This is a genomic window from Mangrovivirga halotolerans, assembly GCF_026241165.1.
Classification (GTDB): domain Bacteria; phylum Bacteroidota; class Bacteroidia; order Cytophagales; family Cyclobacteriaceae; genus Mangrovivirga; species Mangrovivirga halotolerans.
Window position 1 is genome coordinate 1 of the sequence record NZ_JAPFQN010000036.1, and the last position, 813, is coordinate 813.

The following is an 813-nucleotide window of genomic DNA, read 5'->3' on the forward strand; positions in this document are numbered from 1 at the left end:
TTTAGGATACTTTAATGAAAACGATATAAGAATTAAACAACAATCGATAAGGCTCAGTACGATTTTAGTGTAAAGCATGTGACTTTAACTTTGTAAACCATCTGCCTTAACGAACATTAAAGAAACATGCATTTAAGATTGATAATTTTATATTTTTTAGTGTCATTAATTGGACAATTTCAATCGGTTGGGCAAACGGATGATAATCCAGTTAATAATGAATGTGGGTTCGAATTTGATTCACAAACAGGATTAAACGTCACAAAAACTCCAACCATAGAACCATCATTAGCTGATGGTAAATTTGAACTTTATAATCTGTTAAAAGAATCTTATAAAGTCCCAAGATATGTTCGTATAGCTGGTATAGGAGATTTGCAGTTTACGATTGGTTTTGTAATAGATGAAAAAGGAAACGTTTTGGGTCAGAGAATAATTAAACAGAATATTGATAACATTGAAGAAAATCAAATATTCGAAGCACTTGAGACCTTGGATTGGATTCCTGGGACATGTAATAATGAACCAGTTTCAACATTAATGATTTTACCAATTCACATAAAATTATTTTAATAACATCACACCAACAATGGCTATGGCCCACCGTTTTGTTTTTCAGTTGGGGCTGCTATCTTTGGGGATCAGCTATGCGTTTTTTAAGTAGCCGTAGGTTTCGGCGGACACATAGCCTTGACGTTGTACCTAATTAAAAATGAATATATTTCCGACAACAGAATTAAAATTTAGTCTTGTCGACAATCAAAAGGAGACTATAGAACGATTAAATCGTAGAACGGAACATTCTGACTATCT

At 32.8% G+C, this 813-nt stretch carries 1 protein-coding gene; it reads left to right on the forward strand.

Annotated features, from left to right (window positions below):
• The first annotated feature begins 126 nt into the window (after positions 1 to 126).
• Positions 127 to 573, forward strand: coding sequence for a hypothetical protein (locus OO013_RS20115; RefSeq protein ID WP_266058925.1), 447 nt, complete (start codon positions 127 to 129; stop codon positions 571 to 573).
• Positions 574 to 813: the final 240 nt, after the last annotated feature.

Coding starts and splice junctions, on each gene's coding strand:
- OO013_RS20115 (WP_266058925.1), top strand. CDS start 127: ATGCATTTAAGATTGATAATTTTATATTTTTTAGTGTCATTAATTGGA.